Genomic DNA, 26,818 nt, shown 5'->3' with positions numbered 1-26,818 from the left:
TAGTTACGACGTCTAGCGCCAAAGGACTCATCGACTTAACAAGACACCTCTACTTTAACATAACGAAAAAAGTAGTGAGTACTTTCTCCCGTCGGAGATTTTCTCACTACTAATCTTAGTATGTTTTCGTTAGAAGTTTAATTTTTTTCTATGCTTTTGATTGAAAACGGTTACAGAACCTGCTATACTAGATTTAAGAACACATTACAAAGGAGGTTTCTTATGAAAGACTCATATAAGAAACGCTTATATACTCAAGTCCTCAGTGTCTCAGCTGCAGTTCTTTTAGCAGTTTTAGTCCAAGGAAATGCTGCCGCTGACACACTCAGCCCTGCTGAACCCCCACAGGAGACCAATAAAGTCAGCACTGTCGTCGAGCAGCCTACGCCTGCAAGCTCAGAGAAAGTCGTAGAAAATGTAACTATTCCTCAAACCGGATCACCAGAGCAAACCAGCCAGCCTGAGGCTGCCCCTGAAAAAGCCGACAGCACTGTTCCAACCCTTCCTGCCACAGGAGCTGAAGAAAAAACGGCTGATGCTGCCGAAAAAGTCGACGCTTCTGCCAATGCAGAGACGCGCGCAGCTGGTAGCGAAGAAAACAAGGTTCAGCTTGCTGACAGCAAGGTTTATATGTCTGAAAAAGCTGTCATTGAAGAAACCATTCAAGAACAGGGAGCTCAAGCTGGTAAGATTACCTGGAAATTAGATAACAAGCCGATTAGTGAGTGGAAAACTTGGAAGATGGCTGATGGAACCTTCTCTGGCGACCCATTTGTCACTGTAGAGGAAAAAGCTGATGGAAATGACCTTAAAGTTTCCCTTAAATTTAATGAGCTATTTGGTCAAGACTTAAGCCTGCGGACACCAAATAATATCCGCAGAACCTACCGCAACTTTATGGGTACTCATGAATTAGTCGGAACCAGTGAAGATCTGGGCCTGACCATTCGCAAGAACATTGTTCTGCGACCTTATGAAGATTTCCATACCCATGATGAAATGCTGGCAGCTATCGAAAAGAGCCGGCAGGATGCTAAAACGGATCGTCTTGTCAAAATCGAAACGACTGGTAAAAGCGCTCAAGGACGCGATGTTAAACTTGGTATCATCAGTTCCGATCAAAAGAGCATTGACGACTATCTCAATACAACCAATCGACTCGCTCTCACTAAACCAGCTGAAATGTTAGCAGCTCTGAAAAATGGCACACTGGACTATAAACTTCCAGTCCTTATCAACAATACCCACGCCGATGAACAACCTGCTATCGATATCATCACTGGACTCTTCAATACTTTTGCGACCAAGGATCAAATTTCTTTCCAAACTACCGATGCTAATGGCAATGCTAAGACTGTCACACTCAGTGTCAAAGAACTCCTCAAGAAATTCATTTTCCTCTTTGATTTTACTGAAAATCCTGACGGAGATGTTGCCAATACCCGTGCCCTAGCTAACGGAATCGATCCAAACCGCGATACTAGCTATCAGGCCAACCCAGAAACCCGTATTGTTGCTGGACTCATCAACAAATGGAATCCAATTGCACTTTACGACATCCACGGCTTTGTCAAGGACTTCCTGATTGAGCCAGCTACTCCACCGCACGATCCAAACTTTGAATATGACCTTTTGTCAAAAAATATGCTGGAAAATGCCCACCACATGGGCCGCGCCGGTGTTGCCAATTCCAAGTATGACCACTACATCATTCCTAAACTGGACTGGGGCGATGGCTGGGATGACTCCTTCTCTGGCTACACAGGTGTTTATGCCATGTACCATGGAATATTAGGACATACCGTTGAAATCCCTGAGGGCAATCAAGAATCCTATAAAGCTGGTTATCACGCTGTCCTTGGAGGTATCTCTTACCTGTCCCAAGATCCTGATAAGCTCATGGAAATGCGCCTCAACTTCTATCTCCGTGGCATCAATAAGGTTGAAGATCCAAAAGCTGAAAATGAATTAGTCGGACCTGACGGCAAGGTTGTTGGACGGGTAAAAAATGGTCAGAAAAAATTCTTCCCTGATTATTATGTCATCCCAATGGGTCTTGACAAAGACAATGATTCCCAACAAGCCTTTAACATGATTGAATACTTCAAGAGAAATGGTGTTGTCATTCAAGAATTGAAGGAAGATGTCGGTAACTATAAGAAGGGCGACCTCGTTGTCGATATGGCTCAAGCTAAGCGTGGCTATGCCAACCATATCCTCTACAAAGGATCAAATGAGTCCGCTTGGGCTGCCATGTATGCTGAACTTTTAGTAAACTTCCCAGATATGAGAGGCTTTAAAGCCGAAGCAGTCTTTAAAGATAAACTCTTTGACGGCAAACTCGGCGAAGTTACTGCACTTCGTGCTACTCGCACCAGTGAAGTCAATCATAAAGCTCCATACTATGTGATTGCTAACACATCCGACAGCGCCGTTAAAGCTGTCAACCAAGCTATTCGCGAAGGTAAGAAAGTCTATCTGACAGAAGATGGTTATATCGTTGATACACCAACATTTGCAAATCTGCTGAACAATTATGCTATTTATGGAGACGCTCTTTATAAAGTTCCGACAGGGCAACCTTTGAAAGCTCTTAAAGTCTATGCTCCTCCTCATCAATATTATTGGGCCGGTGTTGATTCTCCTGCTCATACAGCCCTTGCACTGAAAAATCTGGGCTTTGATATTGTCGATACGCCTGAAGAAGCCGATGTCATCGTCCTTGAAAGCAATAAGTTTGATAAGTCTATCCTTGGTCTCAAACCAACAATCGTAGTTGGCGGCTCTGCTATGCAACGCCTTGAAAAACTTGGTGTCCTAGATGGATTTGATGCTGAAAGATTCTCTGGCGGCAGCGATTTTGAAGGGCTGATGAAGGCTATTATAGACGATAAAGATCCATTGACTAGTGGCTATAAGAAGAATGATCTCTTCTATTCTAATTCTGGAAACTGGATTGCTAAGGTGCCAGCTAACTTCAAGACTTTGGCTACAATTGCTGGCAGTGACTACTACATTGCAGGTTGGTGGCCAGGCAACGAAAAACTAGCCAATAAGATCGTAGCCATTTCCGGTAGTTACAAGGAGCATCCACTCTTCGTTTACGCTGGAAATCCAACTAATCGTCTGCACACCATCCACTTCTACCGTTGGATATCCAATGCTGTCTTCGGCAGCCAATTGGCTGAACTGAAAGATCCTGTTCAAGAACCATCTGTTGAAATTGTAGAAATTGTGAATCAAAAACCTCAAGCAGGTCAAGCAACCATAACAACCTACAAACCTACACCTCAACTAGTAAGCGTAACACAGCAAGCCCAACTTCCAGAAACAGGAAGCAAGGAAAACACAGCTCTATTTGCAGTCGCAAGTGTTCTTATTGCTACAAGTAGCGGCCTATTCTTACTGAAAAAGAAAGAAGAATAAAAATATTCCTCCCCTTTTCTGATAAGTAGACCTTTGCTCGTTATGCCCTCTAAACTCAAAAATCGCATGGATAAATCTTTTTAGATGTCATCCATGCGATTTTTTATATTACCTGAGCAAAGGCTCAAAAGTATTTTGAACTAGGAAACAGTACATTTTTCCTCTAAAGTTGTAAGCAGACTAAGAAAATCAGCCTGCAATCCAAGGACAAAAAGGTTACCTTGAGGGGTGTTCATGGCTATAATAATCATGTTAATTAATGTTTACCAAACCATGAAAAAGTGATTTTTCCCAATTCAAGCTATTGATGTACCTGCTGAATTGTTTTATAATAGCTTGAATTCAAAAAAGTGAGGGATCTTATGAAATTCTATTCATATGACTATGTACTGAGTCAGATTAGCCAACAGAATTGGGTTATGATTATTGTATCAGCCTTCTTGGTTTTGGTGACAGGATTTTTTGCCTTTAAGGCTTATAAAGACAAACGAGGAAGTAAGTTTCGCGAACTGTCCATTATTTCTATCTTGACCCTAGTAGCCTTCGTTCTGATTAGCATTACTAATTTCCAAAACAATCAGTCAAATGACAATCAATTCCGTAGCTCCTTGCATTTTATTGAGGTTGTCTCAAAAGAATTGGGAGTTAGAAAGGAAGAAGTCTACGTTAATACTTCAGCTACGACAGATGGCGCAATTATCAAGGTTGGCAAACAATTCTACCGGGCTATTAGCGGAACCGACCAAGATAGCTATTTATTAGAAAAAATGGAACTGTACAAATCAGACGTTGAACTCGTGGAGGTTGAAAAATAATGAGCTTTTTTATTACAATTGCAATTAAGTTATCTTTGGGACTTGTTTCCCTCGTTTTTGTCATCAATGTGACAGGTAAGGGAAATTTAGCACCAAGCTCTGCAACAGACCAAGTACAAAACTTTGTTCTCGGTGGCATTATCGGCGGGGTCATCTACAACAGCTCCATTACTATCCTTCAATATGCAGTCATCTTAATTATCTGGACCATTCTGATTCTGCTCTTAAAATGGCTGAACACCAATGTTTCCTATATCAAACATCTGATTGACGGGAAACCAACCATTATCATCAAAAACGGCAAACTAGATTCTGAAGCCTGCCGTTCAAAAGGGCTATCCGCATCAGATGTCGCTTTGAAATTACGCTCCCAAGGAGTATTCCAACTGAAAGAAGTCAAAAGAGCCGTTATCGAGCAAAATGGCCAGTTGATTATCGTAAGAATTGGCGATGAAAATCCAAAATATCCAATCATTACAGATGGAGTTGTCCAACTTGAAATCTTAGAAACTATCAGCAAGTCAGAAGAGTGGTTGACGACCGAATTACAAAAAGAAGGCTTTGAAAATGTCTCCGATATCTTCATTGCAGAATATGACAAAGGTGAAATTAATGTGGTGACCTATTAAAAATTATTTGTCATTTCGTAGCAGTTATTTGCTTTTTGTTACTAAAGAGTCTATACTTGTATCTATTATCTCGCTTGAATGAGTATCAAACCGCATCCAACTTAGATAATACACTTAATAAAGGGAGGAAATTTCCATGTCAATCGAAGAAAAATTCAACCAAGCTAAAGGTTCTATCAAAGAAGGCTTCGGTAAACTTACTGGCGATACAAAAACTCAAGCAGAAGGAACTGCTGAAAAAGTAGCTTCAAAAGCTAAGGAAGTCGCTGAAGACGCAAAAGGCGCTATTGAAGGGGCTATCGCAGGCGTTAAAAACATTATCAAAAAAGACAAAGAATAATCATCGTCTGTCGTTCTTATAAAAAAACACTCTTATCCAATGCTTTTAGCAGAACTAGGGATGAGGGTGTTTTTCTATATTGCTAAGGCATTGATTTTTCAGAATAGAACAAAAGCATCCCAATAAAGAGATGCTTGCTATAAATCTGAGAGCAATCAAATTTAAAAAGTCGAGAGGTTGTCAAAGGATTATCACTTTTCATTTTTCGGAGCTCATCTAATTGAAAAATAATCTAGTCTTCAAGCTATTAACTAACTGATTATAGCTCATAATAAGACATTATATATCGCTATCATTTTTTGATAGTTTTTTCAACTATTGGTAATATTCTACTCCTTGTTAGTATAAATACAAAAACTATTATTAGACTTTTTTTATAGCTGTTTCTACTATTGTTCCATCATCAACTATTAACAATTCTACAAAAGAAATTACTAAATAATTTATATCTAAATCATATCTTTTTTCAATTTTATTAGTATAATCGATATTCTCCTTAAAAATAATATTTTCTTCTTTGTCATATATATAAATACTAATTATAGCACTATCAGAATATCCATTTAATAAGCAATCAATAATTATTGTCGATTTATTTGAATTTTGACTATTTTCTAATTCAAGATAATTTTTTTGTAATTAATTTCTCTTCACCTTTAAAATAATTAAACAAAGTTACTAATATCAATTCATCATTACTATTTTTTTATTGAAATCTGATTTTATGTAGGTCCAATTACTGTTTAAGTGTATCTTATCTATTTGACAATATTCAAATTGATTTATACCTACATATTTATCAAAAAAATAATGCTTAGAATGTTCCGGTAACTGATTGACTCCTGTTACAGCAGAATTCTTCAACCAGCTATAGTCTACTTCAATATTTTTCATCATTTATACCTCTTGGTAATACATTTTACTTTCATATTCCTCCGTCTACTTAATGCGATATATCAGAAAAAACAGAGTCTGCTTTACCAGACTCTGCAGATGTTATTTCGTTGCTGGTTGTTGCTGTGTGATACAGTGAATATTACCACCACCATATGCAATCTCTGTAGTCTCAACTCCAACAACTTTACGATCAGGGAACATTGCTTTCACTTGTTCAACTGCTAATACATCATTCTCATCTCCATATTGAGGGAGAATAATTCCTCCATTCACTATTAAGAAATTCAAATATGATGCGATTGCAACTTCTCCTTCCTCTCTTGGAATAGCCCCTTCTGAATAATCAATCGTATCTGCATCTTTTAGATAGCATGGCTTCTTAGTAACGCACATTTTATGTACTTTTAATTTTCTGCCTTTTGCATCTGTTTGTTCACTTAGGAATTCAAACGCTGCTTTAGCTTCTTTGTAGAAAGGATGGTTTTCATCTTCAGTGTAAATACACGCAACTTCTCCAGGTTTTACAAAACATGCTACATCATCAATATGACCATTCGTTTCATATGGGTCAATCCCATCTTTCACCCAAATTACTTTTTCACAATTCAGATAATCTTTTAATTTTTGTTCAATTTCTTCTTTTGATAAATGTGGGTTTCGACTTGGATGAAGAAGACACATTTCAGTAACCATCACTGTACCTTCACCATCAACGTGAATTGAGCCACCTTCTAAAACAAAATCCTCTGTTTTATAAGAATCAGTATTGGTTAATTCACAAACTTTTCTTGCAACAAGCGCATCTTGATCCCAAGGAAAATAGAGTCCGTCGACTAAACCTCCCCAAGCATTGAATTCCCAATCTACTGCACGACGTTCACCTCTATCATTTATAAGAAATGTAGGACCACAGTCACGAATCCACGAATCATCATTTGTCATCTCTACTACTCTTATATTCTCGCAATGAAGAGCAGATACACGAGCTATAGCATTTTCAAATTGAAGAGGTGGCACACAAAGTGAAACTGGCTCAAATTCACTAATGGCTTTTGCAACATCTAAGAATGCTTTTTGAGCAGGTTTTGCTCCTAAACGCCAATTGTCATTTCGCCATGGCCATAACATCCAAATTTGTTCTTGTTCTTCGAATTCTCCCGGCATTCGAAATCCATCTGCTTTAGGGGTTGTCCCCACAATACGTTTAGACATCTCAAGTCCTCCTTTTATTGTATTGGTATTTAGTTACTATTACTTTTTGATTTTTTTCACACGAATAATAACTTCACCTAAGATAAGACAAATTAATGAACCGATAGTTACAGGTAATTTATCAGCTAATGTTACTTCGTCAAAAGATAATGGAAATGCTGTAAATAAAAGAGAGATTAAAATCATAATAATTGGAATTACAACCATGATTTTTAAAACGAAATCACTTCCTCCCACTTTAAAAGGTCGAGGAGTTTCTGGGTCTATTTTTCTCAACTTATAAAATGCTGGAAAAACTGGTATATAAGAAAGTAAGAACATAACAAGATTTAATGAGAAGAATGCCCAAAACAAATCCTGATTTGGCAATATTGGTGCAATGACTACTACAAATGTCGCAACAAAACCATTTGCTAAAGCTGATCCAATTGGCATGTTATTCTTTTTACTTCGTTTTGCAAAAAACTTTGGCATATCTCCATTTTCAGCAGCATAACATGCCGTGTTATTCACTCCTAATGACCATGAAATCATATTCCCAAAAAGAGTTAGTAAGAATAGAAATGCCATTAAAATTATAAACCATCCATTTTCTGATCCGGTCAAAAGTTTAAAGCTGTCCATCATACCACTACTAGTAGAAATTTTATCAACAGGAATCGCTACCCCAATACCAAATGCAGAAAATATATAAATACCCGCAATAACTAAACCTGCAACAATTATAGATTGTGGTATTTGTTTTTTAGGATTCTCCATATCATCCGCACACGTACAAATAACTTCAAAGCCAAGTAGATTAAAAATAATAACAGAAATAAATGATAGACTGTTTAAATCAAATGATGGTAAAAGTGAATCCAACGTAATTTTATTAGCCATTCCTTTTGTAAAGGCAATGTATAATCCCAAGACTCCGACTAATAGTGCTAATATCATTTTTATAATTGCCGCACCATTGAGGATCCATACGCTATCACTTGCTGGATAAAAGCTTATCCATATAATTAACCAAATAAATACAAGTTCAATTAATAATGTCCAGAACATCGAAAACTCAACTCCTGTAATCGTTGTCAACAACCCAGGAGTCATAACAGCTAATGATGCTAACCACAATGGGAAATTAATCCAATAATACCAGGAGGTCCGTGAGCCCCATCGGTGTCCAAACGCCTTCGTCACCCAATCATAGATTCCACCATCACCTATATAAGTAGTACCTAATTCAGCTGAAATCAATCCGTATGGTAACAAAAAAGCAATCAATAAAAATAACCACCAAAAGAATTGAGAATTTCCAATCGCTGCTACTGGAGCTGCAGCTTCTGCAACAAACACTACGCATATTACTGTTAATACTGTAGTAAATAAACTAAATTTTTTCTTTTCTTCCATTTTTTCTCCTTCCTTTAAGAGGAGAGTTGAAACATTGTTAATTTACAACAAATTGACCCTTTTTATTTTAAAAATGATTCCAAATCTGTTTTAGCTACAGATTGTTTTTCAAGATCATATGGATGTCGTTTTTCAAAATCACGAAGTAGATAAACTAAGATACCTCGCATTGAAGTCAAACGATTTTCCGCCTCATCAAAACAAACTGAATTTGGACCATCCATCACTTCATCAGATACTTCTTCACCACGTGTAGCAGGTAAACAGTGCATAAATTTACAATTTTCTCCTGCTTTTGCCATCATCTCTGAATTAACATGATATTTAGGATAGAAAATTTTCATACGTTCTTCTTCTGATAATTCTGCTTCATATAGACCGTACCATACATCAGTGTATAAGAAGTCTGCACCGGTAATTGAAGCTATATCATCAGTTACCAAATATTTACCACTTGATAGTTTACAGATTTCGTCATATTTTGACTTATGCACATCATTTAATTGGAATCCCTGCGGTCCAAAGTGAACAAATTCCATACCCATTTTCAATGTAATTAATCCTAGCGAGAAGCATACTTGAGTTGCATCTCCTACAAATACCACCTTACAATCTTCTAATTTTTTTCCTTTCGGCAAATTTTCAATAATCGTAATCAAATCTCCCAATTCTTGTGTAGGATGATTATAATCACTCATACCATTAATTACTGGTACTTGCGAAAATTTAGCCAAATCAACTACACTCTTATGACGCTCAACACGTGCCATTATAATATCAGTTAGGCGAGAAACCACTGTTGCTGTATCTTCTAGGGTTTCGTGACCCCCTAGTTGAATTTGACCGGGTGCCAAATATTGTGCATGTCCCCCAAGTTGCGTCATAGCTGTCTCAAAAGAAATCCGTGTTCTTGTAGATGATTGTTGAAAAATCATACCTAGAGTTTTATTCCTCAACAAAGGTGGATAATACCCATTTTTAATACAAGCTTTAATCTTAAGAGAGAGTTCAGCCATTTCTAAAAGTTGCTCTTTAGAGAACTCTTCTGTTGTAATATAATCAATTTTATTGCTCATAATCGAGACCTCCTGTGTTTTTATACTGTAATGATATTGCAAAATAATATAGTTTGCGATAAACTAAAAGGTGTAAACCTTATTTTTTTAAAGTTTAAGTACTAAACCTAGTATCACTCTTTTAAAAAACGTATTTCTCTTTTAAATATAAACTCTTATTTTATTACTTTTCAATAAAGTTTAGAGTTTTGATTAGTTTCACAGAACAGATGGAGGGTAAATATGATTGAAATAGTTTATATATATAATGTATTTTTAATTATACTGTATACTTTGACACTTGGTTTTGTATTGACTTATTCTTTAAATTTAGAAGAGGATAAAAAATACTTATTTTTCTTACTTGTTTTGTATCTAGTTTTTTTTATATTTGATAATCTGATCCTATCAATGACAGAAATAATCAAAGATTTCGGGAACACATACAACCAACACTTTCTAGGCGTTCCATTCGTTAAAACTATCATATATCTTGTTAACAATATCTGTCAGTTTTGGATTGTCGCTCGGCTTAGGAAAGAAACACCTTTATTAACCCACTATTGCTTTATTTCTATTACTTTCATATGGATGGCTTTTCCAATTTTAAACAATTCTCCATTAAGAGTTTTTATGTACTATTTACCCAATCAGCTTCTTTTGATTTATACTGGTATATACGCAAGACGAAATCTAACATCTTTAAATATTAGTAGTAGAAATAAAAGTTACTTAAAAGCTATTTCAAATATCGGAGTGGTATTTGGCATTCTAATTATCTTAGAAGATTTATTTGTAATTTTTAATATAGATTCGTATGACTTATTGAATCTGCGAATTCAAAATAGAAATATGTGTGAAGACATGTTTACTATTGCTGTTTGTTTGTTAATAATTAAGTATATTCTTTCTGATTGGAAAACTATTTCGGACGTAGAAGAACAGTTGGATTCAATTGATAAGTCAAAGAAGATCAACAGCCTCAGTACATTAGATTTATTCTCTGAAAAGCTTCATTTAACAGAACGTGAAAAAGAAATTCTTCCTCTACTTCTTGAACACAAAAATAATCAGGAAATTGCGGATCAATTGTTTCTTTCAGTTGGAACTGTGAAGACACATGTACACAATATTTTTATGAAACTTGAGATTACTAAACGAAATCAACTTTTTGAAGTATATAATTCCTTTGAAAACGAACATCCTGAATAATAATTATTGCATAGCTTTCCCTTCAAAAAATTAAAGACATCTGATTTTATCACTTTCAGATGTTTTTTGTATTATTCCCAATACTAAATATATTTTTTTATAATATTTTTCTGAAAATCCATCTTTCTCGAAAACTAATCTAAAATTCATTCCAACTGTATGCAATTTCTTTTTTATGACCTTATTGAAATCTTACCATATTCTAAATCAATTCTTAATTTAGAATATATTCCTATTCGATACTTCTAGACAAGCTATTCAAAATTAATCTGAACAAGAAACAATTTGTCTTTATATAGACTCTATCAATTGCCGAATGAATTCTATAAAAAACGCCATCCAGAATTTTTACTGTTTTTTCTTCAAAAATTAAGCCTCATTAAATCTACAACTTGCTAAACAAGCTGGAACGTCTATTGAACCTATTTCTGAAGCACTAACACACAGTGACACAGGAACAACACAGATTTATGTAAATACTTCTAATGTAGTTCCTATGACAGTAGGTGAATTTGCTTTAAAGTCTCTAAAATAATAAGGTAAAAATAAGGTAAACTTTGAGGTGAATTCTTCCAAAAAACACGAAAAAAGCACCCATAAGGTAAACTTTTGAGTGCTTTGAAACCTTGATATAATCGTGTTGATTAACGTTTACTAAATTGTGATGCTTTACGAGCTTTCTTAAGACCTGGTTTGAAAGATTTTTCTTTGAATAAATTTCAAAAGCTTGTAATATCAATGTTTCCACAAGTTTTCAAAACTCAAAATTTCATCCAATTCCAACTAATTTCATCTGAATGGTGTGAACTTTATCCTAAAAATACACGAATTGAGCTGATAAATACTAAAAGTTCACACCATTAGTTAAATTATTTTTTGTTACATACATTTTTTTAGATGATAGACCTCCTAATTTATTTCTTATAGCATTTGAGCAAACCTCCGTTATCAGAAAACAACCAGAAAAAAAAACCGCAAAATTAATATTTGCTTTCTGGTTGTTTTTTTATAAATTGAATTTGCAGTAAAATACTTTACTCATTTACACTATCCCTTTCTTCTATGTACTTTCTTTCATCTAAAGAAAAACCTCGTATTCATCAATTTTATTTTGTTATAGGTGAGAAAGAAGAACAAACAAGAAAAACACGGCATAAAAACCTATTCAGTTCATCGTCCTCAATCCTTGTCTGCTTCATTTTCTTTTACGAGATCTTTTTGCGAATCCTTTTCAGAGAGTTTTTGATCGATATACTTGTTAATGGTTTCATAAAATTCCTTGGTCGCTTCACTATCTAATTTTGTCGAATTATGGACTTGATTGACTTTCAATTGAACAGATTGAATACCGTAAGAGGCTTGTTTTTGGCGAATTGTTTCTAATTCTTCTTCTGAAATCGGATCTCCAACAATCGTCAAGACCAATTCATTGTTCCTTGACTTGTAGACTTGATTGATGACCGTATAATTGGCAAACTCTTTTCCTACAAACTGTTTGATCCCTTCTTTTCGCGCTTGTTCTATCGTCAGAGTAATTGCCGAATAGCTGGCTGGAAGAACCAATAATACAATCAAGGATATCAACCCAATTCTCATTTTAATGTTTAACTCTTTAAATGAACTTAAGGGAGATTTTCTCATCAAAATTCTTGTTCCAACAATATTGGCTAACATGATAAAGACACAGTTGATCAAGAAAAGATAGAGAGCCCCAAATAAAAATCGTACATTTCCATTAGCTAAACCATAGCCGGCAGTACAGATAGGCGGCATAAGAGCTGTAGCAATGGCTACTCCTGGCACAATATTGTTTGCTTCTTTTTTCCTTGACCCAATTACACCTGCTATCCCACCAGCAATAGCAATGAGAACATCCCAAATGGTTGGAGAGGTTCGTGCAATCAGTTCGCTACTTTCATAAGATAAGGGAGAAATCCAGAAATACAGAGTCGAGACAAGCAAGCTGACCAATACTTGAGTAAATAAAACCTCTAGAGATTGCTTGATTAAACGCGTATCAAAAATAGCTAAACCAAATCCCAGTCCAACAATCGATGTCATAAGAGGGGAAATCAGCATGGCTCCAATAATGACAGCTGTTGAATTCATATTTAGACCTATAGAGGCAATAAAAATCGCACACATCAAAATCACTGTATCTCTTAATCGAACATGAAGGTCATCATATAATTTCTCACGGTATTCACGTGTTGAATAGTTTCCGGTCATTGGTTACTCCTTTTATTTCATATAATCTTGTTTCTGCTTGGATGATGGTAGAGAGACTTCTGTCCAATCTTACATATTTTTAATGCTCACCTGTCATTCTTTTGAAAATTATCCTTTAAATATCCATCAATCCATCCTTAACATTATATCAAAAATTTTACAGTCTTTCTCTGAAGAAATCAATTAATCTAAAAGATAGAGAAAGGAAGTAATTTTTGTTTCCTTATCCGAAGATGAAAAAACGTTATCTCCTCTGAAAGAAGATGCCGTTTTAATCTTTAAACATGATGAGTGTGTTTGACAATCCATTGCTCCATTTTGATGTTCAACCAGAAGCCATAGATTCCAAACGTGATGATGGTTAGAAGAAACTACTTGATCCAGTTACCGAACAGTTGTGCTCCATTCCCGTCAAAGTATAGACGTTGCCCATCCACTACTGTGTGTTTGGTTTTCCAATTTTGCATCATGCAAACCGCCCAAGGTGTTGCGATCCCATCGGAAATCACACAAACATAAGGCACTAAAACGTTACTGGAAACTCATTCAACAGGAGAGCCGTAAACTCAGTGATAAACGTTTTTATCTCCCAACTTTTCGCTCACACTTGACCAATAAAGAGATTCTCGAAAACCTTCTTGCATACTCTCAAGAACTTAGAGAGCACTATGACCTCTATCAACTATTACTCTTTCATTTTCAAGAGAAACAAGCTGACCATCTCTTTGAGCTTATTGAAGAAACAATTTCTTGTGTAAATCCTATTTTTCAAACTGTTTTTAAGACCTTTTTGAAAGATAAGGGCAAGATCATAAATGCACTAGAACCGCCCTACTCAAACGCAAAACTAGAAGCTACTAATAACCTCATCAAGATCATCAAACGAAATGCTTTTGGCTTCCGGAACTTTAAAACTTCAAAACTAGAATCCTCATTGCATTGAACATCAAAAAGGAGAGAACCAATTTGGTCCTCTCCAGGGTATAATTTTCCATCAACCCACTACAGTTGACAAAGAGCCGTTATTCTCAAATGAGACAACTCCTTTTAGTTTTTATAACCTCAGCTTCTCGGTCTCTTACCTACTTTTAATAGAAAGACTACGAAGGACGATTCTTAAAGTAGTCAGATTGTGCAATATCGAAAGATTAGATGGGCTTAACCAATTTAACAACCCAAATCCAATTAAACTTCCATTTATTACAACTGTTTCTTGAATATTTCTTTGAATTAATTTCTGCAACGATTCAGATAAAGAATTCAATTCCTCGAAGAAATCTAAACGATTATCTAATAATAAAATATCACTCATCTGCTTAGAAATATCAGCACTTTCATTCATCACAACCCCAATATCTGCAAGCGTCAAGGCAGCAGAGTCGTTTAACCCGTCTCCAACCATCAAAATAGTTCGGCCAGCTTTCTGTAATTCCTGAACCAACTGAAACTTACCATCTGGTTTTAAATCAGTATAGACGTTGTCAAATGGCAGATCTTTAACCAACTCTTCTGTTCTAGCCAACGTATCACCAGTTGCCAGAATCAGTTTTTTCCCTTGGCGTTTTAGCTTTTTCAATGCAGCTTTCGCCTCGCTTCTCAAGGGAGTGTGGATACAAAACATCCCAATTAATTCTTTCTTATAAGCCAAAAACAATAAATTGTAATGAGTCTTATATTGCTCAATCAAGGCCAGCTGCTCAGAACTAATTCTTACCTGTTCGTCTTGCATTAGTACATAATTTCCAATGACAACCGATTGACCATCAATTTGCGATTTAATCCCTTTGCTTGCAACATACTGAAGCTTGCCATGCATTTCTTCGTGTTCAATGCCTTCAATTTCAGCTTGTTTAACAATTGCATTGGCAATAGGATGATAGATATGTTCCTCCAAACATGCACTTATTCTTAAAATATCTTTCTCAGTATAATCTCCGAAAGAAAGAACCTTTTCAACCAAAGGATAACTCGTCGTGATGGTACCCGTTTTATCAAACAAGAAAGTATCCACTTCCAGATATTTTTCTAATACATCACCATCTTTAATAACCATTTCTCGATTTAGACCTTCCTTTATGGCCGTAAGGTAGGCTACAGGTGTGGATATTTTTAGAGCACATGAAAAATCCACCAATAAAAAGGAAATGGCTTTTGAAAACGAACCTGTTAACAGATAAGTCAAACCAGCACCTAAGAAGTTATATTTTACAACCTTGTCTGCCATCCTAATAAAATGACGTTGTTTTGTCTTCTTACTCTCTTCAGATTTTTTCATCAGATTGATGAGTTGCAAAATACGACTGTTTATCTGATTATCAGTCACACGAATTCTTAACTCTCCTGTTTCCAAAACAGTATTCGCACATACAGAATCTCCCTCTTTCTTTTCAACAGGGAAGCTCTCTCCAGTCAAGGAACTCTCATTGACCATGCCTAATCCTGAAACCACTTGGCCGTCAAACAAGATTTCATTCCCTTGGGAGACAACTAATACATCACCTACTTGAACATCAGAACTCTTGATGCTGATGACCATGTCTCCCTGCACTAAGAAAACATCACTTTCTTTAGCAAGAAGGCTTTGTTCCAAATCTGTTGCTGTTTTTTTCAAAGACCACTGATCCAGATGATTACCCAGATCAAGCATAAACATGATGTTGCTAGCTGTCTTGGATTGGTTCATAAACAAGGACAACAAAATGGCCGAACAGTCCAAGACTTCCATGGTTAGTTCCTTGCGCGCTAAAGTTTGATAGGCTTCTTTGACATAACCCAAAGCCTGATAACAAGTCCAAATATAACGAATAGGGTAGGGTACAAAACTTCGAAACAGACAACGCTTAATCGCTGCACCCGATACAATTGAATAAGCACTCTCTTCTCTACGAATGGGAAGAGTCATCAAGTCCGAAACTTTCCCCTTATCAATTCTTTTTAAAAAGGCCTCTGCATTTTCTAATACAGAGAAGCCTTCTCTCATACGTAGAGTAAAGTGCTGCTGATCCATATAAAACTGAATAGAGTCGATCCCTTTTTCATCTCTAGCCAAGGAACGAAGATAAGCTTGAATATCCAAGGTCAGTGAAAACGAGGATGACAATCGGATATGTTGATATCCTCTGTGTAGCACTTTAAAAGACATATTATTCACCTATCAGGCTATCTAATTGTTCTTCTTTCTTTTCCTGTTCGTATAAATATTTAGCGTCTTGTAAAACATCATCACCATGTTGTTTTACAACAGAAACAGATGCATCCAGTCCATCTTTCAATTTGTAACCTTTAGCCAAGGCCTTAGAATAGGCTTTTTTAGCTTCTTTACTTGCTAAGACTTTCAAGCCAAGCGTCCCAAATGCTACCCCTCCTAAGAAGAGAGATGATTTTTTCGCAACTTTTGCGACGTTTAATACTTCTTTTAACATGTTTATTTCCTCCTTGTAACTATTGTAGCGAAAAATGACAACAAAAGCAATTGCTGATATCTGATATATAGATAAAATTCTCTATACTGATATCTAATTATATTATGATGAAAACAATATACTTTATTTTTTGATACTGTCAATAATTATGTGTAAACACTCAAGTAGAGTTACGGAGTGTTAATCAAATAAGCTTTCAAGTGTATCAGAACATTGACCAAACCCTTTATGGATTCGTTGACTTTGCTTGAAATTATAATCTTCAAACAACGTAACTAAGTAACGTTCCAGAGCCTCCTCATTAGGAAAAAGAACCTTCTTTTTCGTTTGATGTTTGATTTCTTTGTTAAGAGACTCAATGAGGTTTGTCGAATACATGCTGTGCCAAATCTGGTAGGGAAACTGATAAAAAGTTAAAAGATTATCCGTCTTCTCCAGACTTTCCATGACTTTCCTATACTTTGGTTTCCATTCGGCGAGAAAGTCCTCTAAAGCTTGTACTGCCATTTCTAAATTTTCAGCACGATAAATCATTTTAAATTGCCCCAGAATAACCGCTCTATCTGCTCGTTTCACTTTACTAGCTAGATTTCGACTAATATGAATTAAGCAACATTTGTTCACTAAACATTGTTGCTGCTATTTCAAATTCAATTTCAAAATCAGACTTCTGGTGTAAATTTACAATCAGATTATCTTTATCTTCTAATGGCTTATAATTATTCTCTTTATTTACAACTGCTCTCATTTGTAAAATAGCTTCATCTATACCAATACTGTATAAATCAATATAAAGTAAATCATTCATGATAGTTGGTGCATTGCAATCATCAAGACGGATAGGAACAAATTTCAAATCCTTATTCACACTAGCCGTTAATGCACTCTGCCACTCTCTAGTAACCATGTTACTCTTAAGAGAGTTTGTAGATAGAAAATAGAAAAAAGTAGTATATTGTTCTAGCCCCTCATTCATTTTACCAATAATACTGTCACCTGGCTGCATTGACCATCGATCATAGAAAATGCTCTTTCTACCAAATGATAGTTCTAGTTGTCTAGCAACCATATCTACTAATTGTTGGTCTTTGTGATTATAACTAATAAAAATCATAATTTTCTCCCTCCAAAAATCTAAATCTATTATATCATGTAATATTATATTCAGAACATTATTCTTAACGACTTAGTTATTTGATTTTATACTCTGACTCTCTTCAAGTTTGTTATATTCATCTAGAACATCAATCATCATTCCATAAAATTCTTGTTGTTTACCTTCATCTTGGATTTCAATAATCTTTGAGATATATTTTTGTTCTGCTTTAACAATATCTTGTACGAACTCATAACCATCATTTATCAGAACATTATACATATGATATTCTATTGTTGTTTCTGAAAAAGCATTAAGTATATACTCGCTTTCTGACATATCTATTAATAGAGTTCTAAATTTTTTCATATCGTATCTATAATGATTTCTTACAATATAGCCTAATGACAACTCTGGATCAATAATTATATTTTCTATTACTATTTTAGCAAACTTTGTTAAACGACTGTCTAAATGTTGTAAATCTCTACAACCAATACCATTCATATCGTCTTTTTTGTACTCTATAAAATGTTCTTTCAATAATTTTGTTAACGTATATTTATTTAATTCAAATAATCTGACCGTTGCTATTATAACCTCAGAATAGATTTCATCAGTTATTCTCGCTGTTTTAAGCGATTCAATAAATTTATTCTCATTTTCATAATGTGATTCAAAGTAATTAGAAAATCTGGCACTGTCACATAATGTATCTAGAGCAGCTTTTGATAAAGTAGATTCATTTTCTAAAATTATATCAACGAATAAAGCAAAATAAAAATTTCTCGCATAGAATTCAATCTGATCATCTTTACACCAAATTAATTCTCTGGGCTTAAGTTTCATATTCTTAGCTATATACTCTGCTACTGTAGCTGACATCAGAGGTTTGTTCTTATAAATAGTGTAGTTCATAATGCGACTCATTGTTTGAGTAGCTGTTTCTTTATTATCACCATAGAATGTTTTCGTATTGTCTGAGTACGAAATTTCTAATAACTGATAATAAGCTAGGGAGTTTTTGATTATATAATTCTCAATCCTTCCGATAATGTTATTAACTATATAAAATTTCGTTCTATACATATTTACCTCTTTATAATTGTTGTATGGTTTTTTTACATTATATCAAATATGTTGACCAATTGCAATACAATGTTTTTGTGATAAAATAAAGTCACAAAGAAATAATAAGTGTTTCTTTATTAGCAATCTCATATTGACGGAGAACTAGTCAATTAGAAAGAAATTAAGGTAATCAAATGGTTACATTTTTAAAACAACAACTAAGAAAAAAACGCAGAGAGCGTTTGACACATTATAGCAATACTGCGTATCAAAAATTAAGCGGTGATAGATTTTTACATAAAGTTCCTAAAAAATTGAACAAATTGTGGTACGATCCTAGCGAACTATCTTTCGTGACACTTTCGTTAGCTTATGATTCGGAGATTGATTCGATGTCTAAGAAAGATTTGATTCATTGGATTGAGAATGAGGAGCTTCTTATTACTCGCTTACAAGATACATTTACTAAAATTAAAAAAAAGAAAGAAAAAAGGTGAAATCATGGCTAAACCCAGCTGGAATAAAACATTATCAGAAGTTTTAAAGCAACAAACGCGAACTGTAACACTAAAAAGCGAAAAGACTGGAAATGAATATCAGACTGATGTCGTTCCGACTCTATATGTTCGTTCAACTGGCTCTGTCGAAAAGATTGATAATAAATATAGATATTCTGTTGTTGATACGAAAAATGACTTAGAATACACTATCAAAACCTCCAACTATATTGAAGTTGACTTTGGTAATCAATTACAATTCAAAAATGTAAGAGGTGGCGCCACATCGAATGGCGTTGGTTGGTATGCTGCTGATTCAGTAAGTCTGGTACAGCGCAATGCGTAAATATCGAAGAATTGTCCGTAATAAAAACAGTAGACTTCAAAACTATCAAATTTCATTGATAGTTTTGTTGATTACTGCTATTTCTTCAATCATCAATTTTACTCTACTAACGTCAAATATTTTTATTTCGTTATTGTTTAAGATGCCTTTTATAGTATCTTTGGTACTAATGTTTCTAGCATTCATCATTTTTGGTTTGACTTGGAGACATCGTGAACAAGTATCAACCTTATCTGTAAATTATATGAATAAAGAAGCCACAAAATTATCTAAACGTATTCTCAGACTATTTAATGATAAACAAATTACTGATGTTTTAGGATTGTCAAATTTAACCAGATTTGGTGATGAAATGCCTGAAATATATGTGTTTGTTAATAAAACTTTATCTGAAGGTTATATAGCTATTGAAAATATAGCTAATTGGGAGCGCGCGGATCGTGAAAAATTTGAACAGCGAGTCTCGGGTATTTTAGCTGGTAAATATCAACGGTTTTCCGTGGTCAGCTCTGAGCTGACTGAAGGGGACAGTTTTATAAAATTTTATTTTGAAGATACCCTAACTTCACAGCGTTTACTATTAAAAGATGATAAAGATTCATTACAACCATTTGTTAGCAATGATAGCCATGCGATACGACTATCAAAAGACTTAGTGTGGTATGCTGATATAACTGCTCATCTTTCGATTATCGCTCGTACTCGTGCAGGAAAATCAATTTTTGCAGGCCGCTATCTTGCTCAGTTGATGTTGTTGCAAGGCTGGACAGTCGAATATAACTCAGCCAAATATGACAGATACGTCAAAGAATTTGAAGGCCAAAGCGACCCTATAAAAATTGTGGAGCGCGCTGAATTTTGGTGTTCTGTTATGGATGAGCGATTAGCTGAAATCAACGAGGCTGGTAAAGAAAAGTATCTTGAAATGGACAACATACCAGATATTGGCCTGTTCTTTGATGAATTAGGTAATCTAAATGCTTCGCTCGAATCACTAGATAAAACTGATAAAAGTTTAAAATTAAATGTTCGATGGACCGCTGCTATCAATAGATTATCAGCGACTGGAGCTAGTGCTGGAATACATATAATTGCAATCAGTCAATTTGCTACAAAAGACGGATTTTTACCGTCGCTTGCTCGTGTGAACTGTTCAGACGCTGTTATAATGCTGGGCGGAGCTGCTGACTCTGCAGATGAACGAAAATACCTCATGAGCGGTTTCGCGGACATGCCCAAGCGATCATATGCCAAAGGTCAAGGTATAGCACGAATAATTGGAAGTGGCCGAAAATGGGAAAATACACCACATTATTTTGAGACACCGTGGTTTGAAGATTGAAGTATATTAAATCTCTTTTCGTGTATGACTAGCGAAGTATGTCTTATACGAAAAGAGATTCACGACGCAGCCGACGGGTCGCGAGGTCGGTCAGCTTTTCAAGCTGAATGCTATTTAACTTTTAACTATTCCAACGCCTGGGCACGGCACAGGGCTTGTCAATGTGCTGTGCTAGTTAAAAACTTAGTCAAATCAAGATTTTTGACTGATTTTTTGGGAAAATCTTCTTGATTTGACTGAGGAATAGTTAAAAGAATAATTAAAATAAAGAAAGTTAATTATGATAAAACAAACAAATTTAACCGCTATCATGCTAGTCCAACAATTAGACGATGAATATTGGCTAGATTTTGACACAAAACCTCTTGAAGACGCTAGGGACGGTAATTGTCGACCATTGCTTGAAGCAGTTATAAAGAAGCTTAACAATAATGATATTCAAGTTGTAGAAGCTCATGGAATCATTCATGATAAAGATGAACTTCTTCAATGGAATCAAGAAAAAATGGAAAATGAAATCGTTTTGAAAACTAAACATGTTCATTTTTTGCTCAAATTTAGCAGAGGTGCTTCTTTAGAAAAACTAGCTTTAACAATTGGTATTGAACCTCAATATCTTGAAAAGCTAAAATCAGGTCGATACGGTTTTGAGAACTGTTTAGCTTATCTAGTACATGCAAAAGACGAAAGTAAATATCAATATAACGCTAATGAAGTAGTTACAATTTTAGGCGAGGATTATTTGAGCATCTATAATCGCCGAATGCAAACCTGGATCAAAGGTCGTGCAACTAAAATTGCTAAAGAAACAAATTTTAGTGTGGACTGGTTAGTTTCTGAAATTCTTGAGGGTCGAATTACAAAAAGTAATATTCTTCTAACCAATGAATACTACACTATATACGGTCAACATAAACGAAAAATCAATGAGGCTCTTGAGACAGTGGGCGAACGAAAAAGTTATCAAGCAATTACAGATATTGAAAACAATAAATTCAAGAAAACAATAATTTTCATAACCGCAGAAAGCGGTAAAGGAAAAACAAGATTAAGTAAAGAATTTATCAAAATAGTCCAGACAGTCGCGAAAGAAAATGATCAAACCTGGGAATCGTGTACCACTGCTTCTACTAATGCGTTTGATGAGTACAATAGCCAAGATATACTTTTCCTTGACGATTTACGAGGCGAGAGCTTAACTGTATCTGACTGGTTAAAGCTTCTTGACCCTTATACCATTAGTCCCATTTCAGCGCGTTATCATAACAAAATGGGGTCAGCTAAACTCATCATAATCACCAGTACAAAAGAACCGATAGAATTTTTTAGCGTTGCAAAAGGAAATATTCTGGAAGATATCGGACAATTTGTCAGAAGAATTGATTTACTAGTAAGTTTAGATAATGATATCCAAATTTCTGAACCAACAAAAAACGAACAAAAAGCAAAAAATTTAAATTTTAGCTTTCTCAGAGGTCAGTCATTCGTTTTTTCTAAATATGAGAAATTTAATAAAAATAATGCAATGAAGAAATTAGTTACAACAGTTATTGAAAATATGAAATGGAAAAAAAGAAAGAGCTTGTTTTCGCTACCGACCAAGACAACGAAGACAAGCTCAATAATCAAACGAAATAGTAACAGAACTACTACTTCATGTTGCTATTATCTCAAATTATACTGAATTTTACAAGAGGTAAGCAGAATGCAAGTTATTCTTCCAGATGAACAAGTTCATCAAATTCAACTTTTAATTTCCGAATTGATCCAGAAGGAAATTAAAAATCGATTAGAAAATAGTAATATTGGTAGTCCGTTTTTAAATAAGAAACAAGCCTGCGACTATTTAGGAATTTCCAACAATACTCTTGATTCATGGATTCAAAAAGGGCTTCCTTCTATCAAAATCGGAAAAACTGTTCGCTTTAATAAAACAGAAATCAATCGCTGGTTACAAAAACACTAGCATTTCTACCGTGGTTTGTTATAATAAAGCCACGGTATTTTTCTAGCTCAATTCAAAAGGAGAATACTATGTCTATTTCAAAAACTAAAAATGGAACCTATCGCTTACGAATCTACATCCCAGAGGAAGTAAAGTCTTCACTTGGAACTAATAAAAAAGTGATAGAAAAACGTTTCAAATTAAGGAGTGAAGCCAAAAAATTCGAACTCGAACTACAAAATAAAATTGATAATATTCTAAATGGTGGAAGTGAATCATTAAATAATAGTGGTGCAATCCTTTTTTCAGATTTTTATCACAATATTTGGTGGGAATCCTATAAAGCAGGACAGACAACCTCTACTACCAAACCACCCTCACAAGCCACCATTACCGGTACAGGAATTGTCTTTAGAAAGCATATTTTACCTATGTTTGGGAATTACTCAATTGAATTTCTTAACCAGAATAAGCAAGTTGTATTGAATCTGCTAACTCAAAAAGCTGAAGAATACGCAAACTTCAAGGTTATCAGAAGTTATGTCAATTCTATCTTTGATTGGGCTGAGGAATTAGAATATATAGAAACTAATCGCCTATCTAAAACAATAAGCCGTATCAAAGCAACTAAGAAAATTAAATTACAAGAAGCCAAAAAGGATGAAGACTTGTATCTATCACAAGAAGAGCTTCAAGCATGGTTCACAGCATTTGAGGAAGACTTGGGAAACGATAAACTCTTATTCAAAGACTATGTACTGTTCTATACAACCTTTTTCTTAGGGGATAGAAAATCAGAAAGTTACGCCCTACAATGGAAACATGTCAATATCAATAAACAAGAAATTCAATTAGTTCAAGCCTTAGATAAATATAAGAATGTCAAATCAACTAAGGGAAATAAAAAAACAACATTCCAAATTCCTATTGAATTAGCTAACTTGCTTCAAGAATGGAAAAAGCAGCAAAAAGCCGAACTAGCCAAATTCGGAATTATCCAATCTGATGAACAATATATCTTTACTTATATCGATATGAAAGGCAATGTTAACAGCCCTCTACATTCTGACTATCTCAACAACAAGATGAAATCAATCAAGCGCCGTCATCCAGAACTTGCACATGCTACGCCACATAAATTACGCCATACTGGAGCAACATTAGCAAAACAAGCTGGAACATCATTAGAAGCTATTTCAGAGGCTCTTACGCATAGTGATACAATTACAACTAAGACTTATGTCAACACTTCAAATGTGATTCCAATGGCTGTTGGAGAGATTGCTTATCGTTCCCTAAATAAATAATGGTGTGAATTTGGTGTGAAAAGTGGTGTGAATTTTGCTAAAAATCACCAAAAAAACACCCCATGGTGTGAACCATGAAGTGTTGTAAATGCTGTATTGTAGCTGGTTCTTAACGTTTAGAGAACTGGCTAGCTTTACGAGCTTTCTTAAGACCTGGTTGGTGGCACCTACATCTCTTTAAATACTAAAAGCCTTTATTTCTGCACTTCTATCACTATGCACTTTTCACTTTATGTTATATAATTTCAAATAATTTCATTTAAATAAGGTAAATTTCTCAACACTTCAAAAAATAGAATACTGGGCTAGAGGTTATCTTACTAGACAAGATGCCTTTTTTATTTTGATTAAATATAAAGTTGCTTAAAACAAAAAAATTGAGAGTTGGCAGGGCTTTGTCACTTACTTAATAGCATTGAAATTTTAAAAATTGACCAAAAATAATGACAAGACACACTAATTAAAAAATTTAAAGTTCCCAGATAAGAAATTGAGGTTGGGATGTTATACCCAGCCTTGTTTTAATATATTTGGAAAAATAGTTTGACACAGTGATTGGACGAAAGACTTAGGATTGAATAGTTGAAAGAACCTCAGTATCTGTCGCAATACTGCTGAAGGGCAAAGTTTTCTTGGACTGATACTGCTCTGTCTCTTTTATAATTGTGAATACAGATTTTTTAGGGTGATTAATCCTTCCTCCAGTTCTTCTACAGTGTCTGGAGAGCGAATGGCTATACGTATGGTTGATTGCTCTATCAAACTACCCGTAAAGAAACGTTCTGCACATAAAACTTCAATCCCCTCTTGTTTGGCAAGCTTCTCAAAGAACATAGCTAATAATCAAGAGCTATGGAAACAAGAGCTAGCAGCTTATCCATTTCATGAAGATGAAATAGTTATACTAGATGGTCATTTTACGCTTTTAGATTCATTAGGACAGATAGTTGAACTTCCATATTCTACTTTTGATGGTTTAAAAATTAATAGAATCATTTTAAAGATAGAAGTTCCTTCCACTATTCAAAAGCGATTGATGAAGAGGGATAACAGTCATTGGGACAAAGATTTGATTGATTCTTTTCAAGCCAGAGAACAAAAGCGAGTAATCGAATTTGCTCGATTAGAAAAGATTCCATTATTCGTTTATGATAATAATTCAAAATTGGAAGAATTAAAACAATTTCTTCTTTAGAATAAAAATAAGCAAGAGTTGTAGCTACTACTTGCTTATTTTTCATATCGTATCATAATTGTAATATTTTTCTAGTATAATATTATAAAAGGAGGTTTGGAAAATGAAAAAATTACTTAGTCTATTACTTTTAGGAATTGCTACTATATTTCTAATATCTTGTTCCAAGCAAAATACTCTTGACGGAGAATATTATAACCAATATGATTATCTAGTACTTGAAATTAAAGGAAATCAAGGAACATATCATGAAAATCACAATCATCCGATAACTAATGTAGATTCTCAAAATAAAACATTTACTTTTTCAGCTTCTGGAAGAGAATATGTTGCAACCTATGATATTAAAAAAGATGGGACTTTAACATTTGATACAGGAAACTTCCTAACAGGAGGAAATAAACAAACAGTTTATAAAAAAAATAGTGAAGCCTATAAGAAAAATATAAAAAAATGACTTAGAGATTTTCTCTAGGTCATTTTCTTGTTATTAAAAGGAGTTTCACATGCCATTTGGCTTCTACTTCTGTCAGTTGTTACAATAAAGGTTCGTGTGGATTAGAAATATACAAATCAAAATCATCAGACAGTTTGAGTATCAACTTTAAAAATAATTCCTTTTCTATTAGCTATGCTTTTAAATCGTTCTCTATTTAGTTCGTAAATTTCGTAGTAATTTTTTCTATTGCCTGTATCAAAATCGAGTGAATTTGTATAAATAGTATTGCCTCTTATCATTCTCATTAATTCCCAATATTGAATGAACTCGTTATCAGGTAGCTCATCAATCAAATGTTTAACATCATCTTCCTTTTCTTTGTATCCATCAAAAGTTCTAGTTATTAGAAAGTATATATAAGGTTTATATTTCTCAGAAGATAATTTTTCTTGATTATGAAGCATTTCATTTGATTCTTTTGTTAACAAAGAAATATCCTTTATATCTTTTTTGCGATTTTGTGAGGAATGCATAGTTTCAACAAGACGAATTTCTTCGATATCTTCATCCAAAAGCAACATACCAAAATCCTTCAATTCGAGGTAATATTTTGGATAAAATAAAAAAATATAATCTATCGTAATTAGCTGTTTAACATCAACTAGTTCTCTCTTTCCTCTTTTAAAAAGTTCATAATTTAATAAATCAGAGAATACTTTCAAATACTGCCCCTTTTTCATATATCCTTTTATCTCTCTTTTTTCGTTCTTCCTGTTTCTGCTGACTGATGAGCTTTTTCCTTTTGTTTTGTAACTGCTTGATTTCTTCATCTGCCATTAAGATTTTTTCTTCAATGTTTTTCATTTTCTCGTTTCCTCCCTTTCTAATTTTGAGTAAAGAAAAACAGTAAACCTTTTTTGATTTACTGTTCCTGTGGTAATTTTT

Annotated in this window: 23 protein-coding genes and 5 pseudogenes; 14 read left to right on the top strand and 14 right to left on the bottom strand. The window is 34.5% G+C overall.

Features of this window, described 5'->3' with window-relative positions; all coding sequences use genetic code 11:
* The first annotated feature begins 222 nt into the window (after positions 1-222).
* The 4 genes from FZ952_RS06695 to FZ952_RS06680 all read left to right on the top strand — a co-directional run bounded on the left by FZ952_RS06695 (position 223) and on the right by FZ952_RS06680 (position 5,210).
* Positions 223-3,426 (top strand): LPXTG-anchored zinc carboxypeptidase, encoded by a 3,204-nt coding sequence (locus FZ952_RS06695; RefSeq protein WP_148881066.1) that lies wholly within the window; start codon positions 223-225, stop codon positions 3,424-3,426.
* Between the two features lie 362 nt (positions 3,427-3,788).
* Positions 3,789-4,241: a DUF3290 family protein gene (locus FZ952_RS06690; protein WP_148881065.1), complete on the top strand. Its 453-nt coding sequence runs from the start codon at positions 3,789-3,791 to the stop codon at positions 4,239-4,241.
* Positions 4,241-4,870: a DUF421 domain-containing protein gene (locus FZ952_RS06685; RefSeq protein ID WP_148881064.1), complete on the top strand. Its 630-nt coding sequence runs from the start codon at positions 4,241-4,243 to the stop codon at positions 4,868-4,870. The genes FZ952_RS06690 and FZ952_RS06685 overlap by 1 nt, the downstream gene beginning before the upstream one ends.
* A gap of 136 nt (positions 4,871-5,006) precedes the next feature.
* A complete protein-coding gene (locus FZ952_RS06680; RefSeq protein ID WP_148881063.1) occupies positions 5,007-5,210 on the top strand; it encodes a CsbD family protein in 204 nt (67 codons plus the stop codon).
* A 684-nt stretch (positions 5,211-5,894) separates the two neighbouring features.
* Here FZ952_RS06680 and FZ952_RS11805 read toward each other — a convergent pair.
* The 4 genes from FZ952_RS11805 to ptcA form a co-directional block, all read right to left on the bottom strand.
* A complete protein-coding gene (locus tag FZ952_RS11805) occupies positions 5,895-6,107 on the bottom strand; it encodes a hypothetical protein (RefSeq protein ID WP_262366339.1) in 213 nt (70 codons plus the stop codon).
* A 99-nt stretch (positions 6,108-6,206) separates the two neighbouring features.
* Positions 6,207-7,319, bottom strand: coding sequence for an agmatine deiminase (gene aguA, locus FZ952_RS06670; protein WP_148881062.1), 1,113 nt, complete (start codon positions 7,317-7,319; stop codon positions 6,207-6,209).
* A 39-nt stretch (positions 7,320-7,358) separates the two neighbouring features.
* Positions 7,359-8,717 carry an APC family permease gene (locus FZ952_RS06665; protein ID WP_148881061.1) on the bottom strand — a complete coding sequence of 453 codons (1,359 nt, stop codon included), beginning with the start codon at positions 8,715-8,717 and terminating at the stop codon, positions 7,359-7,361.
* Positions 8,718-8,779: 62 nt separating this feature from the next.
* Positions 8,780-9,793 (bottom strand): putrescine carbamoyltransferase, encoded by a 1,014-nt coding sequence (gene ptcA / locus FZ952_RS06660; protein ID WP_148881060.1) that lies wholly within the window; start codon positions 9,791-9,793, stop codon positions 8,780-8,782.
* Positions 9,794-10,015: 222 nt separating this feature from the next.
* Between ptcA and FZ952_RS06655 the strand changes: the two genes are divergently transcribed.
* Complete coding sequence (locus tag FZ952_RS06655) at positions 10,016-10,984, top strand: LuxR C-terminal-related transcriptional regulator (RefSeq protein ID WP_148881059.1); 969 nt, start codon at positions 10,016-10,018, stop codon at positions 10,982-10,984.
* 1,179 nt (positions 10,985-12,163) lie between these two features.
* On the opposite strand, the gene FZ952_RS06640 is transcribed toward FZ952_RS06655, so the two are convergent.
* Both FZ952_RS06640 and FZ952_RS06635 read right to left on the bottom strand, forming a co-directional pair.
* Positions 12,164-13,213 carry a DUF389 domain-containing protein gene (locus tag FZ952_RS06640; RefSeq protein WP_148881057.1) on the bottom strand — a complete coding sequence of 350 codons (1,050 nt, stop codon included), beginning with the start codon at positions 13,211-13,213 and terminating at the stop codon, positions 12,164-12,166.
* 278 nt (positions 13,214-13,491) lie between these two features.
* A pseudogene (locus FZ952_RS06635) lies at positions 13,492-13,737 on the bottom strand (DUF898 family protein).
* On the opposite strand from FZ952_RS06635, the pseudogene FZ952_RS06630 reads away from it, so the two are divergent.
* Positions 13,713-14,200: pseudogene (locus FZ952_RS06630) on the top strand (transposase); the annotation flags it as partial. The pseudogenes FZ952_RS06635 and FZ952_RS06630 sit on opposite strands and share 25 nt — an antisense overlap.
* 91 nt (positions 14,201-14,291) lie before the next feature.
* On the opposite strand, the gene FZ952_RS06625 reads toward FZ952_RS06630, so the two are convergent.
* From FZ952_RS06625 to FZ952_RS06605, 5 genes and pseudogenes are all read right to left on the bottom strand, one after another.
* Positions 14,292-16,355 (bottom strand): heavy metal translocating P-type ATPase, encoded by a 2,064-nt coding sequence (locus tag FZ952_RS06625; protein WP_148881056.1) that lies wholly within the window; start codon positions 16,353-16,355, stop codon positions 14,292-14,294.
* 1 nt (position 16,356) lies between these two features.
* Positions 16,357-16,635, bottom strand: a complete 279-nt coding sequence (locus FZ952_RS06620) for a DUF6110 family protein (RefSeq protein ID WP_003075836.1) — start codon at positions 16,633-16,635, stop codon at positions 16,357-16,359.
* 180 nt (positions 16,636-16,815) lie between these two features.
* A pseudogene (locus FZ952_RS06615) lies at positions 16,816-17,247 on the bottom strand (transposase); the annotation flags it as partial.
* Positions 17,231-17,749, bottom strand: coding sequence for a toll/interleukin-1 receptor domain-containing protein (locus tag FZ952_RS11950; RefSeq protein ID WP_410468291.1), 519 nt, complete (start codon positions 17,747-17,749; stop codon positions 17,231-17,233). The pseudogene FZ952_RS06615 and the gene FZ952_RS11950, both read right to left, overlap by 17 nt.
* A 72-nt stretch (positions 17,750-17,821) precedes the next feature.
* Positions 17,822-18,820: a hypothetical protein gene (locus tag FZ952_RS06605; protein WP_148881055.1), complete on the bottom strand. Its 999-nt coding sequence runs from the start codon at positions 18,818-18,820 to the stop codon at positions 17,822-17,824.
* A 176-nt stretch (positions 18,821-18,996) separates the two neighbouring features.
* On the opposite strand from FZ952_RS06605, the gene FZ952_RS06600 reads away from it, so the two are divergent.
* From FZ952_RS06600 to FZ952_RS06575, 6 genes are all read left to right on the top strand, one after another.
* Positions 18,997-19,299: a hypothetical protein gene (locus tag FZ952_RS06600; RefSeq protein ID WP_148881054.1), complete on the top strand. Its 303-nt coding sequence runs from the start codon at positions 18,997-18,999 to the stop codon at positions 19,297-19,299.
* A gap of 4 nt (positions 19,300-19,303) precedes the next feature.
* Positions 19,304-19,645, top strand: a complete 342-nt coding sequence (locus FZ952_RS06595) for a hypothetical protein (protein WP_148881053.1) — start codon at positions 19,304-19,306, stop codon at positions 19,643-19,645.
* Complete coding sequence (locus FZ952_RS06590; RefSeq protein WP_148881052.1) at positions 19,638-20,987, top strand: cell division protein FtsK; 1,350 nt, start codon at positions 19,638-19,640, stop codon at positions 20,985-20,987. The genes FZ952_RS06595 and FZ952_RS06590 overlap by 8 nt, the downstream gene beginning before the upstream one ends.
* Positions 20,988-21,267: 280 nt before the next feature.
* Positions 21,268-22,671, top strand: a complete 1,404-nt coding sequence (locus FZ952_RS06585) for a Rep family protein (protein WP_148881051.1) — start codon at positions 21,268-21,270, stop codon at positions 22,669-22,671.
* A 21-nt stretch (positions 22,672-22,692) separates the two neighbouring features.
* The gene (locus tag FZ952_RS06580; RefSeq protein ID WP_148881050.1) at positions 22,693-22,953 is read left to right on the top strand and encodes a helix-turn-helix domain-containing protein; all 261 of its coding nucleotides are present in this window, start codon (positions 22,693-22,695) and stop codon (positions 22,951-22,953) included.
* 68 nt (positions 22,954-23,021) lie between these two features.
* On the top strand, positions 23,022-24,239 hold the full coding sequence (locus tag FZ952_RS06575) for a tyrosine-type recombinase/integrase (RefSeq protein ID WP_148881049.1): 1,218 nt from the start codon (positions 23,022-23,024) through the stop codon (positions 24,237-24,239).
* A 657-nt stretch (positions 24,240-24,896) separates the two neighbouring features.
* On the opposite strand, the pseudogene FZ952_RS11945 reads toward FZ952_RS06575, so the two are convergent.
* Positions 24,897-25,067: pseudogene (locus tag FZ952_RS11945) on the bottom strand (PLP-dependent aminotransferase family protein); the annotation flags it as partial.
* Between FZ952_RS11945 and FZ952_RS06565 the strand changes: the two are divergent.
* Positions 24,997-25,434: an AAA family ATPase gene (locus FZ952_RS06565; RefSeq protein ID WP_410468292.1), complete on the top strand. Its 438-nt coding sequence runs from the start codon at positions 24,997-24,999 to the stop codon at positions 25,432-25,434. The pseudogene FZ952_RS11945 and the gene FZ952_RS06565 sit on opposite strands and share 71 nt — an antisense overlap.
* A gap of 103 nt (positions 25,435-25,537) precedes the next feature.
* Positions 25,538-25,891 carry a hypothetical protein gene (locus FZ952_RS06560; protein ID WP_062200664.1) on the top strand — a complete coding sequence of 118 codons (354 nt, stop codon included), beginning with the start codon at positions 25,538-25,540 and terminating at the stop codon, positions 25,889-25,891.
* A gap of 125 nt (positions 25,892-26,016) precedes the next feature.
* Here the strand turns inward: FZ952_RS06560 and FZ952_RS11595 are convergent, their stop codons facing one another.
* Entirely contained in the window at positions 26,017-26,613 is a 597-nt protein-coding gene (locus FZ952_RS11595; RefSeq protein ID WP_187423882.1) for a hypothetical protein, read from the bottom strand.
* Positions 26,585-26,737 (bottom strand): annotated as a pseudogene (locus FZ952_RS11590) (hypothetical protein); the annotation flags it as partial. The gene FZ952_RS11595 and the pseudogene FZ952_RS11590, both read right to left, overlap by 29 nt.
* Positions 26,738-26,818 lie beyond the last annotated feature (81 nt).

Origin of the sequence: Streptococcus sp. Marseille-P7376 (assembly GCF_902460385.1) — a bacterium.
Taxonomy (GTDB): Bacteria; Bacillota; Bacilli; order Lactobacillales; family Streptococcaceae; genus Streptococcus; species Streptococcus sinensis.
Note: the sequence above shows the minus strand (reverse complement) of the source record. Positions and strands in the feature narration are given on the sequence as shown.

Excerpts from the sequence above, each read along its gene's own strand:
- FZ952_RS06695 (WP_148881066.1), top strand. The coding sequence starts at position 223 with ATGAAAGACTCATATAAGAAACGCTTATATACTCAAGTCCTCAGTGTC.
- FZ952_RS06690 (WP_148881065.1), top strand. The coding sequence starts at position 3,789 with ATGAAATTCTATTCATATGACTATGTACTGAGTCAGATTAGCCAACAG.
- FZ952_RS06685 (WP_148881064.1), top strand. The coding sequence starts at position 4,241 with ATGAGCTTTTTTATTACAATTGCAATTAAGTTATCTTTGGGACTTGTT.
- FZ952_RS06680 (WP_148881063.1), top strand. The coding sequence starts at position 5,007 with ATGTCAATCGAAGAAAAATTCAACCAAGCTAAAGGTTCTATCAAAGAA.
- FZ952_RS11805 (WP_262366339.1), bottom strand. The coding sequence starts at position 6,107 with ATGATGAAAAATATTGAAGTAGACTATAGCTGGTTGAAGAATTCTGCT.
- aguA (WP_148881062.1), bottom strand. The coding sequence starts at position 7,319 with ATGTCTAAACGTATTGTGGGGACAACCCCTAAAGCAGATGGATTTCGA.
- FZ952_RS06665 (WP_148881061.1), bottom strand. The coding sequence starts at position 8,717 with ATGGAAGAAAAGAAAAAATTTAGTTTATTTACTACAGTATTAACAGTA.
- ptcA (WP_148881060.1), bottom strand. The coding sequence starts at position 9,793 with ATGAGCAATAAAATTGATTATATTACAACAGAAGAGTTCTCTAAAGAG.
- FZ952_RS06655 (WP_148881059.1), top strand. The coding sequence starts at position 10,016 with ATGATTGAAATAGTTTATATATATAATGTATTTTTAATTATACTGTAT.
- FZ952_RS06640 (WP_148881057.1), bottom strand. The coding sequence starts at position 13,213 with ATGACCGGAAACTATTCAACACGTGAATACCGTGAGAAATTATATGAT.
- FZ952_RS06625 (WP_148881056.1), bottom strand. The coding sequence starts at position 16,355 with ATGTCTTTTAAAGTGCTACACAGAGGATATCAACATATCCGATTGTCA.
- FZ952_RS06620 (WP_003075836.1), bottom strand. The coding sequence starts at position 16,635 with ATGTTAAAAGAAGTATTAAACGTCGCAAAAGTTGCGAAAAAATCATCT.
- FZ952_RS11950 (WP_410468291.1), bottom strand. The coding sequence starts at position 17,749 with ATGATTTTTATTAGTTATAATCACAAAGACCAACAATTAGTAGATATG.
- FZ952_RS06605 (WP_148881055.1), bottom strand. The coding sequence starts at position 18,820 with ATGTATAGAACGAAATTTTATATAGTTAATAACATTATCGGAAGGATT.
- FZ952_RS06600 (WP_148881054.1), top strand. The coding sequence starts at position 18,997 with ATGGTTACATTTTTAAAACAACAACTAAGAAAAAAACGCAGAGAGCGT.
- FZ952_RS06595 (WP_148881053.1), top strand. The coding sequence starts at position 19,304 with ATGGCTAAACCCAGCTGGAATAAAACATTATCAGAAGTTTTAAAGCAA.
- FZ952_RS06590 (WP_148881052.1), top strand. The coding sequence starts at position 19,638 with ATGCGTAAATATCGAAGAATTGTCCGTAATAAAAACAGTAGACTTCAA.
- FZ952_RS06585 (WP_148881051.1), top strand. The coding sequence starts at position 21,268 with ATGATAAAACAAACAAATTTAACCGCTATCATGCTAGTCCAACAATTA.
- FZ952_RS06580 (WP_148881050.1), top strand. The coding sequence starts at position 22,693 with ATGCAAGTTATTCTTCCAGATGAACAAGTTCATCAAATTCAACTTTTA.
- FZ952_RS06575 (WP_148881049.1), top strand. The coding sequence starts at position 23,022 with ATGTCTATTTCAAAAACTAAAAATGGAACCTATCGCTTACGAATCTAC.
- FZ952_RS06560 (WP_062200664.1), top strand. The coding sequence starts at position 25,538 with ATGAAAAAATTACTTAGTCTATTACTTTTAGGAATTGCTACTATATTT.
- FZ952_RS11595 (WP_187423882.1), bottom strand. The coding sequence starts at position 26,613 with ATGAAAAAGGGGCAGTATTTGAAAGTATTCTCTGATTTATTAAATTAT.